Raw genomic sequence first — 15,554 nt, forward strand, 5'->3', positions numbered from 1 at the left:
GTGTTCATCTCCTACAGGCAATCAGACGGCGCAGTGACCGCGACAAGAGTCGCCTGGCTGCTCCGTGCGGCGGGCGTGCCCGTGTGGCAGGACGACAGCGACTTGGCTCCCGGCCACACCGAGGACCGCCTCAATGAGGCGCTGGAGACCGGACTCTCGGGCGCCGTCCTCGTCGTAACCCCGGACATCGTCGTAAGCCCAATCGTCCGCAACGTCGAACTGCCAGCGATCCTGGACCTCAACTCCAACCCGGACTTCGTCCTCGCCATCGCCAACACGGTCAGAACTGAGACCGGCGAGGGCGGGGACGACGACAAAGGCAAGACCGACTTCACGGCTCCTGACCGGCTCCTCGGCAAGCCACGGGGGACGCTGTCTGGCATCAAGCAGTACGCCGTCGATGAACCGGACGGCCTGCTCCGGTTGCTGCGGGACATGCTCACGTTCCGTGCCGGACGGCTGGCGGCAGCCCGCGACGGTGACGGAAGGAGTCCGCTGCACCTCAGCGTCCAAACGCGGGCCGTTCCGCACGCCTTTGGGCCTGACGAGGCCGACTTCAGCATCCGGGTAAGACCCCCGGAGCACGGCCGCCTGCCGAACCCGCGTGGGCTTCACGATCTTCGCTCCGCCCTCCGGTTGCTGCCGCAGGCGGTCGCGCGCACCGGCGCACGCAGCGTTCGCATCACCGGTGGTGCGCACCTCAGCGCCGCGTTCGCCCTCGGCGCCGCTCTGCCCGCGACTCTCATTGGAGACGTCAAGGTGGAGGGGACCGCTGGCGACGTCTGGACTTGCGGCACCGTCAGTCGCCCACCCGGAGACACCCCCAGCATTCAGGTGGCCAACCGCAGTCGCTCCGCCATCAGGCCAACTGGGCAGGCGCGAAACGTGCTGGCATACGTGCAGTTGGTCCCGGCGCAGAGCGACGCCGCCTACACCCGGTTCCTCGACGAACATCATGCGGACTTTGACGCCTGGGAAACGCTCGTCCCAACCGTCCGCGACCGCCTAGACCCCGGTGCAGCCGGACCAATGATCGAGGAACTCGCAGGGCGCCTTCGAGCCCTCGTGGCCGAGAACGATCACGCCCACCTACATCTTCTCCTGCACGCACCGTTCCCTGTTGCGGTCCTGCTCGGTCGCCTCTGCAACACGCTGAACGTGACCGTCTACGAATGGAACAACGAGACCCACGCACCTGACGGCGACGCCAGGCCGCAGTACGTGCCCTGCCTCACGGTCAACCCGACCAGCGCTCAGGGTCCGATCACCGACGTCTTGCTGCCCACCGACGACTCAAAGGCTGGTTCGTGAAGGTCAACACCGCATTCGACATCTACCAGACGACGGTCAACGCTGACCCTGCCCAGGTCGCCGAGGCCAAGGATCGGCGTGACCTATTCAAGAGCGCCTTCGAGGGCGAAGACGACATCCAGGTGGTCCGGCCGTCCGGTTCGCTCGCGCGCGGTACGCAGCACGACCCGATCAAGGACGTCGACACCATCCTCGTCTACAAGCCAGGCACGAAGCCCGACTGGGGAAAGCCAGGAGACTCGGCCGAGGAAGCGCTCGACTACGTCCGCGACAGGGTCGGCAGCCTCCTCGGCACCAATGGCTCTCATAAGCCTGGCCAGGTGCGGCTCGCGCGCCCAGGCGACCACGCCGTCAAGTGCTTCCTCGACGACCCCGACGCCGACAAGCCGTTCACAGTCGATGCCATGCCCGCGCTGCGACAGCCCGGCGGTGCACTCCTTGTCCCCGAAATCCACAGCAGCAACTGGATCCTGACCAACCCCGGCTACCTCATCGACCTGGCGCTCGACGCCCACGCACAGGGTCACATCTACGCCCCCCTTGTCCGCGTGCTCAAGCGCTGGCGCAAGCGCACCGGGACCCACGTGAAGTCGCTGCTGATCGAAGTGCTCGCATTGGAGTGCATGCCCAAGACCGGGGAGCGGTCCGCCGCCCTAGCGTCCTTCTTCGCATCCGCAGCCGTTCGCATCAACGACCCAGTCTGCGACCCGGCGGGCCTTTGCGGACCCGTTCAGCCGGATCTCGACGTGGTCGCTCTCAGGGCTGCGCTTGAAGAGGCCGCCGATACCGCTGCCAACGCGCTTCAGCACGAGCGGTGGGAGCAGGACGACGTCGCGGTGCGGCTCTGGGGTGACGTGTTCGGACCCGATTTCCCCAAGCCTCCGAACGGCGGTGGGGGTGGGGGCGGCGGTGGTGGTGGCGCTGGCGGCCCCGGCGGCGCACCGCTCGACATCCCGAAGCGACCGGTCAGAGACATCAACCAGGGATGACATACCCGGACCACATCGTGCCGTGGTGGCAGGCCGAACCGACCAGGCTGGAACGGGACCGCCGCGAGATCGAGGAAGCCTTCCCGGACCTCGCGTTGACCCTCGAAGGCGAGGGGTATTGGTCTGGCCGATTGCCCATGTGGCCTTTCGACCGTCCTGCACCGTCAAGGCTCGGCGACCTTCTGGACGGTAAGGGTCTGGAGTTGCGTTTGGTCTACGGGGCGGCATACCCGATCGTCAGCCCGAGCATCGTTCCTTTGGACCCGGAGCCACTGTTCGACGAACTGACGCAGACCAGGTGGCACGTCCTCGGCAACGGGGCGCTGTGCCTCTTTCAGACGCAGGCGGACTGGGATCCGGCTAGCAGCGTGGTGGACTTGTTGGGCCGAGCCGCTGGTTGGCGAGTCGAGTACGCGCTTCTCAAGTCCGGTGTGCGGACCGACATGACCCTGGCAGGGATCGCTCACGACGACAGCCTTGATGGGCTCATCGAGGAGGCGGCGGATCGATTGACCGCTGCCCAGGCCCATCCGGGGGATGGCGGCGAAGAAGCGTCCGAGCGGACGGGGCCATCACCCGCAGGAGCGGAAGGCGCGGCCCGTTGACTCGGACCACGCTTGTCATCCTCCCGGCCGATGCGGCAGACAGGGTCCGCGCGAGCGGGGGTGTATGGGGTGGCCTGCGCATGGCCCGGCTACCTGATGACGACGTCTACGTAGTCACGAAGTACAGGGGCGGTCGAGAGGGAGCCTTCTTTCCTGTCCAGCCTGCTGCCGGTCAAAGTCGTCTCCGTCAGGTTGGCGACGACACGTACCTCGCCACATGGCACCGAGCCCCAGCAGCGGTCCACTGGCACCACTGGCGTCTGGCCGCCCGACCGGGCTTCGTGGTGCCCATCGATGACTTCCGGAGCCTGATTCCCACCGTCCGTCATCCTCACGACGGACGAGAGTTGGTCATCACCCACGCACCCAGCGTGGCGGACATTCCAGAGCCACACCCACTACCCGAGTTCGCCGCTTGGGACGTCACAAGGGAGGGCGCCGTACCGTTCGATCTGGCCGTCGAACCGCGCGCCTATGGCCTCGGACAACTGATCGGCCACTGGCCCCTTGAGACGCTCCAAACGAGGGCGGTCCTGGTAGTCGGCGTCGGCAGCATCGGCGGCGCAGTCGCTGACAGCCTTGCTGGATACGGACTCGGACGCCTCGACCTTCTTGACCCTGACCGCCTGCTCTGGCACAACACGGTCCGACACGTGCTGGGTGACGGTGAGGTTGGCCGCTTCAAGACCGACGCACTGAAAGACATGCTCAAGGCGCGATGGCCTGAACTGGATGTCCGCTCCCACGTGAAGAACGTCGTGCGGGACGCCGCTGAAGTGCGACCGCTCCTGAAGGAGGTAGACGCGGTGGTCTGTGCGGCCGACGGCATCGCGTCACGGCGGGTTGTCAGCCACCTCGCCCGGCGCGCAGGCCGCGACGCCGTCCTGACCAGCGTCCTGGAGGACGGGGCCTTCGGGGAGGTACTTCGCCTGCGTCGAGCACCGGACGAAGGGTGCCTGCTTTGTCGGCGGGCGCCCCTCTACGGAAGTGGCGGTATGGATCCCGAACGAGCGCTGGAGCGCGGGTACGGCGATGGGGACCCGCATCGACCCATGACTGCGGTGGGTCCTGATCTGCGGCTCATGGGTTCGCTGGCCGCCAAGGTCACGATCGCAAGCGTCCTCCAGCGACACGGCTACAACGAACAGCGCCTGCCCGGCGAGCAGGCGATCATCGCCCTTCGACCGCAACCGGGGTTCCAGGCCCCTTTCGATCTGCGTCGGGCTGGTGAAGTGCAATGGCACCCGGCCACGCCTCCTCTTCCCGGATGCGTCACTTGCTCACACCCTTAGGGAGCGGTGCCTTCAGGCTCGTCGTCCTGAGAGCAGAGGCGTTCGCGGTGATTCGGGAGACGTGTCGGACCGCGCAGGACGGGCTCGAAACCGGAGGCATCCTCCTAGGTCACCAGCACCGAGACGGGCAACTGTCCGTCTCTCGCGCCGGTGACCCCGGACCTGAAGCGATCCGCAAGCCGGACTCGTTTCGTCGGGATCCGGCTCACGCTCAGAGACTTGCTGACGCGGCCTGGTCCCGCGACCGCAGCATCTGGGTTGGCGACTGGCATACGCACCCGCGCGGACCTGCCAGCCCCAGTCGCGTGGATCTCTCGACCTACCTTGCGCTATTGGCCGATCCTGAACTCGGATTCAGCCACTTTCTGGCACTCGTAGTCGTTCCGGGGGAATCGGGCGGTCCCGTCCTCTTCCCCTGGATCATCACTAAGGCGGAGATCAGATCCCCCAGCCTTATGGTGGAAAGCCGTTGAGCCCCCGCGTCGTCATCACCGTGTACTGCTCAACTGTCCTGTCCAGGCGGTCCTGCTCAGATGTGATGTCCAGGGAGGGCGGTCCTGCTCAACTGTCGAGTCCTGAAGGTGAGCATCGGCATGTCCAAACCGCAGGTCGGCCCGAGCAGTGCTGCTCAACTATCGAGTCCAGTCACATGACCTTCACACCGGCAGCAGCCGCACCCGGGGCGGTCGCAGCAGGCTCAACGGGTCGAGATAGGTCTCGCCCCGCCGCAGACCCCAGTGCAGGCACGCCGCTGCCGCGCATCCCGGGTGCTCCGCGGCGAGCGTCCCGAGCGGATCGCCCCGGCGAACGGGCACTCCGGCGCCGACCCCCGGCTCCACGGGCTCGTAGGTCGTCCGGAGGCCGTTCGGGTGGTCGACGCTCACCACCGGACGGCCGGCGACCATGCCCGCGAACACCACGACCCCGTCGCCGGCCGCGAGGACCGGTGCCCCGGGGAACCCGGCGAGATCGACCCCGCGGTGGCCGGGCCCGTACGCATGGGCCGGGGCCTCGAACGGGCGAGCCACCTCCCACGCGCCCGGCAGGGGAGCGGCCCACGGTGCGGTCGGCGGCGGCACGGCGGAGTCGGGCGCTGCGGCGTCCGCGGTCGAGGACGGCAGCCCCAGGACGAGCACGGTGACGGCGAGCACGCGGAGCAGCACGCCCGAGATGCTCACAGCTCCGGGACCCGATGATCCGCGTCCGGCGGCGTTGTGGACACATCCGGGAGCTGGGGACGAGCCCCGCCGGCGCTGGTCGGTCGACCGGCGGGACGGGGGCTCCCCGTGGACGCGTATGCTCACCGGTGCGACCCGTCTCGGCGGGTCGACTTCGCGCGTCCTCTTCCCGCTGATCGGCGGGGCAGTCGCCACCTCGGTCCCGGCCCAGTGCCGGGTGGGTGGTCCCGCAGGACGCCAGGGCGGACCACCACCCGGTGCCCGCGACAACCGGAAACCGCGCGACCTCGGTCGCGCGCGCAAGCAGAGAGGCGACCATGGCAGTCGTCAGCATGAAGCAGCTGCTCGACAGCGGCGTGCACTTCGGTCACCAGACCCGTCGCTGGAACCCGAAGATGAAGCGGTTCATCTTCACCGAGCGCAACGGCATCTACATCATCGACCTGCAGCAGACGCTCGGGTACATCGACAACGCCTACGAGTTCGTCAAGCAGACCGTGGCGCACGGCGGCTCGATCCTGTTCGTCGGCACCAAGCGTCAGGCGCAGGAGGTCGTGGCCGAGCAGGCCACCCGCGTCGGCATGCCCTACGTCAACCAGCGCTGGCTGGGCGGCATGCTCACCAACTTCCAGACCGTCCACAAGCGTCTCCAGCGCCTCAAGGAGATCGAGGACATGGAGCAGACCGGCGTGCTGGTCTCCCTGTCCAAGAAGGAGCAGCTGGTCCTCAGCCGCGAGAAGGCCAAGCTCGACCGCTCGCTCGGCGGTATCCGCGACATGCAGAAGGTGCCCAGCGCCATCTGGATCGTGGACACCAAGAAGGAGCACATCGCCGTCGGCGAGGCCCGCAAGCTGAACATCCCGGTCGTCGCGATCCTCGACACCAACTGCGACCCCGACGAGGTCGACTACAAGATCCCGGGCAACGACGACGCGATCCGCAGCATCACCGTGCTGACCCGCGTGATCGCCGACGCCGTCGCCGAGGGTCTGATGGCCCGCTCCGCCGCGCAGGCCAACGCCGGTCGCGAGGACGGCGAGCAGGTCATCGGTGGCGACGAGCCGCTGGCCGACTGGGAGCGCGAGCTGCTGACCGGCGGCGCCGCGGGCGACCAGGCCGCGACCGCCCTCCCGGAGACCCCGGCCGCCCCGCCGGCCGTCACCGCGGACGAGGTCGCCCCGGTCGAGGGCGTGCCCGCCACCACCGGTGGCAAGGAGACCCCGGAGGTCTGATCGACGCCGCGCCGTCCCTCCCGCACCGGGAGGGACGGCGCCGTCGACCTCCCACTCGCTGATCGCACCACCAGACCAAGAGGAAGAGACATGGCTGACTTCACCGCGGCCGACGTCAAGCGTCTTCGCGACGCCACCGGCGCCGGCATGATGGACTGCAAGAAGGCGCTCACCGAGGCCGACGGCGACTACGACAAGGCCGTCGAGTTCCTGCGCGTCAAGGGCGCCAAGGACGTCGGCAAGCGCCTCGAGCGCTCGACGACCAACGGCATCGTCGTGAGCAAGGACGGCGCGCTGCTCGAGCTCGACTGCGAGACCGACTTCGTCGCCAAGAACGCCGACTTCATCGCCCTGGCCGAGCGCCTGATCGAGATCGGCCTGAAGAACGGCGTCTCCGACGCCGAGGCCCTGCTGAGCAGCGACGTCGACGGCCAGACCGTCGCCGCGCTGGTCGAGGCCGAGTCCGCCCGCATCGGCGAGAAGCTCGTGCTCAGCCGGTTCGCCGCGTTCGAGGGCACCACCGCCACCTACCTGCACAAGCGGGCCACCGACCTGCCCCCGGCCATCGGTGTCGCGGTGCAGTACTCCGGTGGCAGCGAGGACGCCGCGCGCAGCCTGGCGATGCACATCGCCGCCGCCCGCCCGCGCTTCCTCACCCGCGAGGAGGTCCCGGCCGAGGCGGTCGAGACCGAGCGTCGCGTCGCCGAGCAGACCGCGAAGGAGGAGGGCAAGCCGGAGCAGGCGATCACCAAGATCGTCGAGGGCCGGGTCAACGCCTTCTACAAGGACTTCGTGCTGCTGGAGCAGCCGTCGATCACCGAGCCCAAGCGCACGGTCAAGCAGATCGTCGACGAGGCCGGTCTGACCGTGGAGCGCTTCGCGCGCTTCGAGGTCGGCCAGGCCTGACGCAGGACCCGCACGATGCGTACGGCCCCGCTCCCGTCCGGGAGCGGGGCCGTTCGCCTGTGCGGCAGGATCACCAGCGACACGATGACGAACGAGGGATGACGCCTTGACCGACACCACCGCCCCCTTGTCCGCCCCCAGTGCCTTCGAGCCGGCCGACGGGCACGGCTACAAGCGCGTCCTGCTCAAGCTCTCCGGCGAGGCGTTCGGCGGGGGCAAGGTCGGGGTCGACTCCGGCATCGTGCACAGCATCGCCCAGCAGCTCGCCGAGGTGGTGCACGGTGGCACGCAGGTCGCGGTCGTCGTCGGTGGCGGCAACTTCTTCCGCGGCGCCGAGCTCGCGCAGGCCGGGATGGACCGCCGGCACGCCGACTACATGGGCATGCTGGGCACGGTCATGAACGCGCTGGCGCTGCAGGCCTTCTGCGAGCAGGTCGGTCTCGAGACGCGCGTGCAGACGGCCATCGAGATGGGCCAGGTCGCCGAGCCCTACATCCCGCGCAAGGCGGTCCGTCACCTGGAGAAGGGGCGGCTGGTCATCTTCGGCGCCGGTGCCGGCATGCCGTACTTCTCCACCGACACCGTGGCCGCCCAGCGCGCCCTGGAGATCGGCTGCCAGGTGCTGCTGATGGCCAAGAACGGCGTCGACGGCGTCTACGACGACGACCCCCGCACCAACCCGTCGGCCCGGATGTTCACCGACCTGGACTACGCCAAGGTCCTGGCCGACGAGCTGAAGGTCGCCGACGCGACGGCGATCAGCCTGTCGATGGAGAACCGCATGCCGATCGTCGTCTTCAACCTGCTGACGGACGGCAACATCGCGCGGGCCGCCGCAGGTGAGAAGATCGGCACCCTGATCAGCCACGCCTGACCCGCACCGGCTGACCCACGAACCGGAAGAGACGACGGCGGAGACCCCTCCGCCGATGGAGGGAAGACCCGTGATCGACGACACCCTGCTCGATGCCGAGGAGCGGATGGACAAGGCCCTGTCGGTCGCCCGGGAGGACCTCGGCTCGGTGCGCACCGGCCGCGCCGCCCCCTCGATGTTCAACAAGATCGTGGTCGACTACTACGGCGCCTACACCCCGGTGCCCCAGATGGCGTCGATCACCGTGCCCGAGGCGCGCATGGCGGTCATCAAGCCCTATGACATGAGCCAGATCGGCGCCATCGAGAAGGCCATCCGCGACAGCGACCTCGGCGTGAACCCGACCAACGACGGCCAGATCCTGCGCGTGGTGTTCCCGCAGCTGACCGAGGAGCGCCGCCGCGACCTGGTGAAGCAGGCCCGCGCCAAGGGCGAGGACGCCAAGGTGGCCATCCGCAACATCCGTCGCCGCGCGAAGGAGGAGCTCGACCGCATCGCCAAGGACGGCGAGGCCGGCGAGGACGACGTGCGTCGCGCCGAGAAGGAGCTCGACGACCTCACCTCGCAGCACGTGGCGCACGTCGACGAGGCGATGAAGAACAAGGAGACCGAGCTGCTCGAGGTCTGACCTCCCGCTCGGTTGCCACGTCCATGACTCCTCCTCCCGCCGAGCGCCCGGGCTCCCTGCGCCCGGGCGCCGAGCCGTCGCCGCGGTACGCCACGCGGTCAGCCGACGGCGACACCGGACCGGTCCAGGCGGCGGTCTCCCGTCCGCTCCCGCCGCTGCCCCCACGGACGCCGGTGCCGGTGAACGACACCGCCGTCCTCCCGGACGACACGGCGGCCTCGTCGGCTGCTCCGGCCGGGACCGTGGCGGCGCCGACGGCGTCCACCGGCCGGGCCGGGAGGGACCTGCGTGCGGCGATCGGCGTCGGACTGGGGCTGGGCGCGGCGATCGTGGGGTCGCTGCTGGTCTGGCGCCCGGCATTCCTCGCCGTCCTCACCGCCGCGGTGCTCGTGGCCGTCGTGGAGCTCGCGCGGGCGGTCCGGGCAGGGGAGTTCCACCCGCCGCTGGTGCCGCTGCTCGTCGGCACCGTGGCCATGGAGGCGCTGGCCTGGACCCGTGGGCCCACGGGGCTGATCACCGGGTTCTTCCTGACCGCGCTCGCGGTGCTGGTCTGGCGCCTGGCCGGCGGGCCTGTCGGCTACCGGCGGGATGCCGCTGCCGGCGTCCTCACCGCTCTCTACGTGCCGCTGCTCGCCGGGTTCGCGGTGCTGCTCCTCGTCCCCGACGACGGCGCCGCGCGCGTGCTCGTGTTCATCGGTGCCGTGGTGTGCAGCGATGTGGGGGGCTACGCCGCCGGGGTGCTCTTCGGCAAGCACCCGATGGCACCGTCGATCAGCCCGAAGAAGTCCTGGGAGGGCTTCGGTGGCTCGCTGCTGGCCTGCGTGCTGGTCGGCACGCTCGTGCTCACCGTGACCTTCCACGCCCCGTGGTGGACCGGCGTCGTCTACGGGGTGGCCATCGCGGTGACCGCGACCATCGGCGACCTCGCCGAGTCGCTGATCAAGCGCGACCTCGGCATCAAGGACATGGGCACGATCCTGCCGGGGCACGGCGGCATCATGGACCGGCTGGACTCGCTGCTGCCCTGCGCGGCCCTGGCCTACCTGCTGCTCTCCTTCTTCGCCCCCGCCTGACCCGGGAGCTCAGCGGTCGGCGAACCAGGTGCGTCCCACCTCGGTGAAGCCACGGCGGGCGTACCAGTGCCGCGGCCAGTCGTCGGCCGCCGCCTCGAGGACGACGAGGTCGCAGCCGGCGTCCGCCGCGAGCCGCAGCGCCCGCGTCAGCAGCGCGTCGGCGTACCCCCGCCCCCGGGCCGCCGGCGCGGTCAGCACCGACTCCACTGCCGCCGTCGCGCCGTCCACCCGCAGCTGGGCGGCCGCGACCACCCGGCCCGCCTCCCGCACGACGAGGTCGGTGACCGCCATGACGTCGTCGTTGAGCCGCTCCCGGCCGACCAGGTCGGCGACCACCCGGTCGAGGTCGCGACCCAGGTGGGCCAGCCCCTCGCGCCAGGACGCCGCCCAGAAGTCGTGCCCCTCGGCCTGGGCGACGACCTCCACCCGGTCGGCGTCGCCCTCCGGCGCCGGCCCGGTGCGGGCCATCAGCACCAGCTCGTCGGTCCGCCAGCCCAGGTGGCGCAGACCGGCGGCGGTGACCGCGGCCCCCGGCCACGCGAGCCACGCCGCCCGGTGCGGCCAGCCGGCGTTCCCGCCGACCTCCTCGGCCGAGGCGTCGACCGTGGTGGCGTCGACGGGAGCGGTCAGCACCAGCCGGTTGTTGTCCTGCGAGCGCACGTGGTCCGGGTCCAGCACGGCCACGCCACCGGGGACGTCGCCCACCCCGACGGCGCGGCGCACCGGCAGCGAGGCGCAGAGGGCCACGGCACGGCCGAGCGCATCCCCGGGCGAGGGGAGGGGCGGTAGCGGGGAGCGGTAGGGGAGCACGGCGACGACGGCGCTCGCGGGCAGCGGCCCGTGGAGGTGGGGGAACAGCATCCCGGCGGGATCCTCGGGGCGGCCCGGCTCGAACCGGACCGGATCGGGCAGCCGCTCGGGGTCGACGACGAGCAGTGCGATGTCGCCTCGGCCTGGGAAGAGCCGCTCGGCCGGCAGGTGCACCTGCTCCGGCGTGGACAGGTGCACGAAGCCGACCTCCGGCAGCGGCCGGACGGCGCCCGCGCGCAGCGCCTCGCGCCAGGCGGCGGGCTCGATCAGGTGCAGGAGGACGTCGGCCACTCTGCGATCCTGCCCGCATGAGCGAGGACGCCCTGCCCGGCCCCACCGACTGGGGGACGACGGTCGGCGTCGGTCCGTGGGAGGGCCCCTGGCCGGAGGATCCGCGCTACGACCCGCAACTGCTGGCCGAGGGCGACCGGCGCAATGTCGTCGACCGGTACCGCTACTGGACCGTGGCGGCGATCGTCGCGGACCTCGACCGCCGCCGGCACCCGTTCCACGTCGCCATCGAGAACTTCGGCCACGACCTGAACATCGGCACGGTGGTGCGCACCGCCAACGCGTTCCTCGCCGCCGAGGTGCACGTGGTCGGCCGGCGGCGCTGGAACCGGCGCGGCGCGATGGTCACCGACCGGTACCAGCACCTCCGCCACCACGCCGACGTCGGCGGTCTGCTGGAGTTCGCCGCGGGGGAGGGGCTGACGGTCGTCGCGGTCGACAACGGCCCCGGTGCGGTGCCGATCGAGACGGCGCAGCTGCCCGTGCGGTCGGTCCTGCTGTTCGGCCAGGAGGGACCGGGCCTCACGCAGGAGGCGCGGGACGGCGCCGCCGTCACCGTCTCGATCGCGCAGTACGGGTCGACCCGTTCGATCAACGCGGGGGTGGCTGCCGGGATCGCCATGCACGCCTGGATCCGGCAGCACGCCGCCGGACCGGCCTAGCCGGCGAGCACCTCCCGCAGCCGCGTGGCGAACGCCTCCGGCTGGCCGGCGTAGCCGTGCTCGTCGCCCATGAAGCCGCCGTGGTGGCTGGGGAAGACGGCGAGCTCCTGGTCGAGCAGCTCCGCGGTGGCCACCGACGTCCGCCAGGTGAGCGTCCCCTGCGACTCGACGCCCGCGGCGACGACCACCCGGGTCGACGCGGCCCGCAGGGCCGCGGCGTCGGGCCGGTATGCGGTCACCGGGTCGGAGACCCCCGAGAGCAGCGGGTCGGTGCGCGAACCGTCGTCGTCGGCGGGGAGCCCGAAGGTGGCCGGGTCGGGGACGGTGAACTCGTCGGTGAGCTCGCCCTGCCACGAGGTGAGGGCCATGAACCCGGCCATGCCGGCGCCCCAGCCGTCCTTGTCGTAGGCGAGCTGGATCCGCCGCCACGCCTGGAACGCCTGCTCGGCATCGGGCAGCACGGAGAGCATCGGCGGCTCGTGGGCCACGAGGGTGCGCACGTCCCCCGGGTGCGCGGTGACGAGGGCCAGGGCGGTCACCGCCCCGCCGCTGCTGGCGAAGAGGTCGACCGGACCGGCACCGAGTGCCCCGACCAGCGCGTGCAGGTCCGCTGCCTGCACCTCGGGGTCGTGCTCGGTCCGCCCGTCGCTGCGGGTGCTGCGGCCCAGCCCTCGGGGGTCGTAGGTGACCACGGTGCGGTCCGGGAAGAGCCCGGTGAGGGTGGCGAACCCGCTCGCGTCCATCGGCTGCCCGACCATGAGCAACGGGGGCTGCCCGTCGGGGGCCGGGAGCGGACCGTGGACGTCGTAGGCGAGGGTCGCGCCCGGCACGGCCAGGCTGAGCGTGGTGGTCATGCCGATCGGACCGGAGGAGCTCGCGGAACTCATCGGTCGAGCTCCGGATCGGGGTCGATCCCTCGCGCGTGCAGCGCGTTCTCGATCGCCTCGCACACCGTGCGGACGACCGCGACGCGGGCCCACCGCTTGTCGTCGCCGGCGATCACGTGCCACGGCGCCACGGGTGTGTCGGTGCGCGCCAGCATCTCCTCGACGGCGGCCTCGTAGGCCGCGCGCTTCTCGCGGTTGCGCCAGTCCTCGTCGGTGAGCTTCCAGGCCTTGTACGGGTCGGCGCGCCGGGCCTCGAACCGGCGGAGCTGCTCCTCGGGGGAGACGTGCAGCCAGAACTTCACGACGATCGTCCCCTCGGCGGCCAGCGACGTCTCCAGGTCCACGATCTCGCCGTACGCCCGCCGCCAGGCCTCCTCCGTGGCGAATCCCTCGACCCGCTCCACGAGCACCCGGCCGTACCAGGTGCGGTCCAGCACGGCCATGCCTCCCCAGCCCGGCAGCACCGGCCAGAACCGCCACAGGAAGTGGTGGCGCTTCTCGTCACGCGTGGGTGCCGCGAACTGCGCCACCCGCACGTGCCGGGGGTCGAGCTCCCCGACGAGCCGCTGGATGGCCCCGCCCTTGCCCGAGGCATCCCAGCCCTCGAACAGCACCAGCAGCGGCGGTCCGAGGTCACCGGGACCGATCTGCCCGCCGAGGAGCAGCCGCAGGTGGACCAGGCGGGCCTGGGCGGCGGCCAGCTGCTCCTTGCCCTCCTTCTTCCGGAGCGAGCGGGAGAGGTCGACGTCGGAGAGCCGGCTCATGCATGCCGACGATGCCAGGGATCCGGCCCGCCCGGGTGAGATCGGTCTCCGGACCGGGAACGACCGCCGCGGGAGTGGGACCATGGTGCACGCCATGACTGCCCTGCCCCTGGTCTTCGACGCCCCTCGCCGCGGCATGCCGCCCCGCCACCTCGCCGACCTCACCCGCGAGGAGGCGCGCGCAGCCGTGTCCGAGCTCGGTCAGCCGGCGTTCCGGGCCGATCAGCTGGCCCGGCACTTCTACCGCGGCGTGACCGACCCGGCGCAGATGACCGATCTGCCCGCGGCCGTGCGCGAGACGCTGACCGGTGCGCTGCTGCCGGGGCTGCTCACGCCCGTCCGGCACCAGGAGGCCGACGGCGGGCGCACCCGCAAGACGCTCTGGCGGCTGCACGACGGCGCCCTCGTCGAGAGCGTGCTCATGCGCTATCCCGACCGCGCCACCGTGTGCATCTCCAGCCAGGCCGGCTGCGGCATGGCCTGCCCCTTCTGCGCCACCGGCCAGCAGGGGCTGACCCGGAACCTCTCCGCCGCGGAGATCATCGGGCAGGCGGTGGCAGCCGCGGCGGCCATGGCGAACGGCGAGATCCCGGGCGGGCCCGGCCGGCTCTCCAACGTCGTCTTCATGGGGATGGGCGAGCCGCTGGCCAACTACGCCCGCGTGCGCAAGACGCTCGACGCGCTGCTGACGCCCGCTCCGCACGGTCTCGGGCTCTCGCAGCGCTCGGTGACCGTCTCGACCGTGGGGCTGGTGCCGGCCATCCGGCGGCTGACGGAGGAGGGCCGCAACGTGACCCTCGCGGTCAGCCTGCACGCCCCGGACGACGAGCTGCGCGACACCCTCGTCCCGATCAACACGCGCTGGAAGGTAGGCGAGGTCGTCGAGGCCGCCGACGCCTACGCGCGGAAGACCGGCCGCCGGTACTCCATCGAGTACGCGCTCATCCGCGACGTCAACGACCAGCCCTTCCGCGCCGACCTGCTCGGGAAGCTGCTGGCCGGGCGGCTCGCGCACGTGAACCTCATCCCGCTGAACCCGACCCCGGGCAGCCAGTGGGACGCCAGCCCGCTGCCGGCGCAGCGGGAGTTCGTGGCGCGCCTCCGGGCGGCCGGCGTGCCGACGACGGTTCGCGACACCCGTGGCCAGGACATCGACGGCGCCTGCGGGCAGCTCGCCGCCGCCGACCAGGTCGACGGCGTGCCGAGCGTCGCGGTTGCCACGCCGTCCGTGGAGCCGGTCGAGCCGCCGGTTCCCCTGGGCGCCGAGGCGGACCAGGCGTGACCGCGGGCGCTCCGTCCCAGGCGGAGGCGCACGAGCACAGCCACTCCGACGTGTCCGGCGGCTGGCTGCGCGCCGCCGTCTTCGGGGCCATGGACGGGCTCGTGACCAACACCGCGCTGGTGGCCGGTGTCGGCGGCGGCGGGGCCCCGCCGCGCGCCATCGTGCTCTCCGGTGTCGCGAGCCTGGTCGCCGGTGCGATCTCGATGGCGCTCGGCGAGTACACCTCGGTCAAGACGCAGAACGAGCAGCTCGACCTCGAGGTGGACAAGGAGCGCCGGGAGCTCGAGCGCAACCCGGAGGGCGAGCTCGCCGAGCTGACCGAGCTGCTGCGCGGTCAGGGGGTCGACGACCGGCTCGCGCGGAAGGTCGCCGTGCAGCTCTCGCGCGATCCGGAGAAGGCGCTGCGCCTGCACGTCGTCGCCGAGCTGGGGCTCAACCCGGAGGACAAGCCCTCCCCGAGGGTCGCGGCGGTCTCCTCGTTCTTCACCTTCGGAACCGGCGCGCTGATCCCGCTGCTGCCGTTCCTGCTCGGCACGTCCCTGCTCTGGGTGGCCCTGGTCTGCGGGGGACTGGGCCTGTTCGCGGCCGGCGCGGCGACCTCCCGCTTCACCCCGCGGGCCTGGTGGTTCGCCGGAGCCCGCCAGCTGTTGTTCGGAGCCGCCGCCGCCGGGGTGACGTACCTGATCGGTGCGGCGATCGGCGTCAGCGTCTCCTGAGCGTGCTCGCAGCAGAGGCCGGGCCCCGTTGCGGGACCCGGCCTCTGCCGTGGG

The 15,554-nt window shown here is 71.2% G+C and carries 17 protein-coding genes; 13 read left to right on the top strand and 4 right to left on the bottom strand.

Annotation, left to right across the window (positions count from 1 at the left end; genetic code table 11):
• The 5 genes from DQ237_RS08955 to DQ237_RS20620 all read left to right on the top strand — a co-directional run bounded on the left by DQ237_RS08955 (window position 1) and on the right by DQ237_RS20620 (window position 4,670).
• The gene (locus tag DQ237_RS08955; RefSeq protein WP_166509549.1) at window positions 1–1,311 is read left to right on the top strand and encodes a TIR domain-containing protein; all 1,311 of its coding nucleotides are present in this window, start codon (window positions 1–3) and stop codon (window positions 1,309–1,311) included.
• A complete protein-coding gene (locus DQ237_RS08960; protein ID WP_113799277.1) occupies window positions 1,308–2,300 on the top strand; it encodes a hypothetical protein in 993 nt (330 codons plus the stop codon). The genes DQ237_RS08955 and DQ237_RS08960 overlap by 4 nt, the downstream gene beginning before the upstream one ends.
• A complete protein-coding gene (locus tag DQ237_RS08965) occupies window positions 2,297–2,905 on the top strand; it encodes a hypothetical protein (protein ID WP_113799280.1) in 609 nt (202 codons plus the stop codon). Before DQ237_RS08960 ends, DQ237_RS08965 begins: the two co-directional genes overlap by 4 nt.
• Window positions 2,906–2,985: 80 nt before the next feature.
• Window positions 2,986–4,197, top strand: coding sequence for a ThiF family adenylyltransferase (locus tag DQ237_RS20615; RefSeq protein ID WP_147251768.1), 1,212 nt, complete (start codon window positions 2,986–2,988; stop codon window positions 4,195–4,197).
• The gene (locus DQ237_RS20620) at window positions 4,173–4,670 is read left to right on the top strand and encodes a Mov34/MPN/PAD-1 family protein (protein WP_369832206.1); all 498 of its coding nucleotides are present in this window, start codon (window positions 4,173–4,175) and stop codon (window positions 4,668–4,670) included. Before DQ237_RS20615 ends, DQ237_RS20620 begins: the two co-directional genes overlap by 25 nt.
• Before the next feature lie 183 nt (window positions 4,671–4,853).
• On the opposite strand, the gene DQ237_RS08980 is transcribed toward DQ237_RS20620, so the two are convergent.
• Window positions 4,854–5,375, bottom strand: coding sequence for a M23 family metallopeptidase (locus DQ237_RS08980; protein ID WP_113799286.1), 522 nt, complete (start codon window positions 5,373–5,375; stop codon window positions 4,854–4,856).
• Between the two features lie 317 nt (window positions 5,376–5,692).
• Here DQ237_RS08980 and rpsB point away from each other — a divergent pair, with 317 nt between their 5' ends.
• From rpsB to DQ237_RS09005, 5 genes are all read left to right on the top strand, one after another.
• Window positions 5,693–6,607, top strand: a complete 915-nt coding sequence (gene rpsB, locus DQ237_RS08985) for a 30S ribosomal protein S2 (protein WP_113799288.1) — start codon at window positions 5,693–5,695, stop codon at window positions 6,605–6,607.
• A gap of 90 nt (window positions 6,608–6,697) precedes the next feature.
• Window positions 6,698–7,513, top strand: a complete 816-nt coding sequence (tsf, locus tag DQ237_RS08990) for a translation elongation factor Ts (RefSeq protein ID WP_113799290.1) — start codon at window positions 6,698–6,700, stop codon at window positions 7,511–7,513.
• A 127-nt stretch (window positions 7,514–7,640) separates the two neighbouring features.
• Window positions 7,641–8,387, top strand: a complete 747-nt coding sequence (pyrH, locus tag DQ237_RS08995; RefSeq protein WP_147251769.1) for a UMP kinase — start codon at window positions 7,641–7,643, stop codon at window positions 8,385–8,387.
• Between the two features lie 70 nt (window positions 8,388–8,457).
• Window positions 8,458–9,015 (top strand): ribosome recycling factor, encoded by a 558-nt coding sequence (gene frr, locus DQ237_RS09000; RefSeq protein ID WP_113799294.1) that lies wholly within the window; start codon window positions 8,458–8,460, stop codon window positions 9,013–9,015.
• A 23-nt stretch (window positions 9,016–9,038) separates the two neighbouring features.
• Window positions 9,039–10,088, top strand: a complete 1,050-nt coding sequence (locus DQ237_RS09005) for a phosphatidate cytidylyltransferase (protein WP_113799296.1) — start codon at window positions 9,039–9,041, stop codon at window positions 10,086–10,088.
• A 9-nt stretch (window positions 10,089–10,097) separates the two neighbouring features.
• On the opposite strand, the gene DQ237_RS09010 is transcribed toward DQ237_RS09005, so the two are convergent.
• Complete coding sequence (locus DQ237_RS09010; protein ID WP_113799298.1) at window positions 10,098–11,189, bottom strand: GNAT family N-acetyltransferase; 1,092 nt, start codon at window positions 11,187–11,189, stop codon at window positions 10,098–10,100.
• Between the two features lie 17 nt (window positions 11,190–11,206).
• On the opposite strand from DQ237_RS09010, the gene DQ237_RS09015 reads away from it, so the two are divergent.
• A complete protein-coding gene (locus DQ237_RS09015) occupies window positions 11,207–11,851 on the top strand; it encodes an RNA methyltransferase (RefSeq protein WP_113799300.1) in 645 nt (214 codons plus the stop codon).
• Here DQ237_RS09015 and DQ237_RS09020 read toward each other — a convergent pair.
• A complete protein-coding gene (locus DQ237_RS09020) occupies window positions 11,848–12,738 on the bottom strand; it encodes an alpha/beta fold hydrolase (protein ID WP_240619512.1) in 891 nt (296 codons plus the stop codon). The genes DQ237_RS09015 and DQ237_RS09020 overlap by 4 nt on opposite strands.
• Window positions 12,735–13,502, bottom strand: a complete 768-nt coding sequence (locus DQ237_RS09025; protein WP_113799302.1) for a polyphosphate kinase 2 family protein — start codon at window positions 13,500–13,502, stop codon at window positions 12,735–12,737. Before DQ237_RS09025 ends, DQ237_RS09020 begins: the two co-directional genes overlap by 4 nt.
• A 94-nt stretch (window positions 13,503–13,596) precedes the next feature.
• Here DQ237_RS09025 and rlmN point away from each other — a divergent pair, with 94 nt between their 5' ends.
• Both rlmN and DQ237_RS09035 read left to right on the top strand, forming a co-directional pair.
• Window positions 13,597–14,784, top strand: a complete 1,188-nt coding sequence (gene rlmN, locus DQ237_RS09030) for a 23S rRNA (adenine(2503)-C(2))-methyltransferase RlmN (protein ID WP_113799449.1) — start codon at window positions 13,597–13,599, stop codon at window positions 14,782–14,784.
• Window positions 14,781–15,500: a VIT1/CCC1 transporter family protein gene (locus DQ237_RS09035; protein ID WP_113799304.1), complete on the top strand. Its 720-nt coding sequence runs from the start codon at window positions 14,781–14,783 to the stop codon at window positions 15,498–15,500. Before rlmN ends, DQ237_RS09035 begins: the two co-directional genes overlap by 4 nt.
• Window positions 15,501–15,554 lie beyond the last annotated feature (54 nt).

This window comes from Blastococcus sp. TF02-8 (genome assembly GCF_003319175.1).
GTDB lineage: Bacteria > Actinomycetota > Actinomycetes > Mycobacteriales > Geodermatophilaceae > Blastococcus.

What these genes read in the sequence shown, in the direction of transcription:
- DQ237_RS08965 (WP_113799280.1), top strand. Translation starts at nt 2,297, where the DNA reads ATGACATACCCGGACCACATCGTGCCGTGGTGGCAGGCCGAACCGACC.
- DQ237_RS20615 (WP_147251768.1), top strand. Translation starts at nt 2,986, where the DNA reads ATGGCCCGGCTACCTGATGACGACGTCTACGTAGTCACGAAGTACAGG.
- DQ237_RS20620 (WP_369832206.1), top strand. Translation starts at nt 4,173, where the DNA reads ATGCGTCACTTGCTCACACCCTTAGGGAGCGGTGCCTTCAGGCTCGTC.
- rpsB (WP_113799288.1), top strand. Translation starts at nt 5,693, where the DNA reads ATGGCAGTCGTCAGCATGAAGCAGCTGCTCGACAGCGGCGTGCACTTC.
- tsf (WP_113799290.1), top strand. Translation starts at nt 6,698, where the DNA reads ATGGCTGACTTCACCGCGGCCGACGTCAAGCGTCTTCGCGACGCCACC.
- DQ237_RS09005 (WP_113799296.1), top strand. Translation starts at nt 9,039, where the DNA reads ATGACTCCTCCTCCCGCCGAGCGCCCGGGCTCCCTGCGCCCGGGCGCC.
- DQ237_RS09015 (WP_113799300.1), top strand. Translation starts at nt 11,207, where the DNA reads ATGAGCGAGGACGCCCTGCCCGGCCCCACCGACTGGGGGACGACGGTC.
- DQ237_RS09020 (WP_240619512.1), bottom strand. Translation starts at nt 12,738, where the DNA reads ATGAGTTCCGCGAGCTCCTCCGGTCCGATCGGCATGACCACCACGCTC.
- DQ237_RS09025 (WP_113799302.1), bottom strand. Translation starts at nt 13,502, where the DNA reads ATGAGCCGGCTCTCCGACGTCGACCTCTCCCGCTCGCTCCGGAAGAAG.
- rlmN (WP_113799449.1), top strand. Translation starts at nt 13,597, where the DNA reads ATGACTGCCCTGCCCCTGGTCTTCGACGCCCCTCGCCGCGGCATGCCG.